This is a genomic window from Microcoleus sp. Pol11C2 (assembly GCF_036701505.1).
Classification (GTDB): domain Bacteria; phylum Cyanobacteriota; class Cyanobacteriia; order Cyanobacteriales; family Microcoleaceae; genus Microcoleus.
In genome coordinates this window covers 80,222-80,736 of the sequence record NZ_JAUBQX010000031.1, presented here as the reverse complement: position 1 = coordinate 80,736, position 515 = coordinate 80,222, and the positions used below count along the sequence as shown (strand labels likewise).

Below are 515 nucleotides of genomic sequence, written 5' to 3'. Positions count from 1 at the left end.
TTACTCTTGCCATTGGTAACACTTCTCAAACAACTACTGACGCTGCCACACTTACTTTTACCTCACTTAATTGGAATGCACCACAAACCGTAAATGTCACGGCAGTTAATGATAACAGCGTCGAAGGAAACCATACAGGAAATATTACTCATACGGCAACTTCACTAACGGATACAAATTACAACAACATTGCCGTCGCTTCGGTAACAACTAATATCACTGATAACGATACTTCAGCCATAACAATCACTCCCACTTCTACGAATGCTACAGAAGGCGGTACAACTGGTACTTACACAGCAGTTTTAACATCACAACCCACAGCCGATGTTAATCTAGCCATTGGCAACACTTCTCAAACTAATACTTCAGCTTCCACACTCACCTTTACTTCAGCTAACTGGAATACACCGCAAACCGTAACTGTCACGGCTGTTAATGACACATTAGTGGAAGGAAGTCATACTGGAAGTATTACTCATACCGCCACTTCAACGGATACAAATTATAGCGGC

1 pseudogene is annotated in these 515 nt (G+C 41.9%); it reads left to right on the top strand.

The features are described from left to right. Positions 1-515: pseudogene (locus QUA42_RS18050) on the top strand (beta strand repeat-containing protein); the annotation flags it as partial.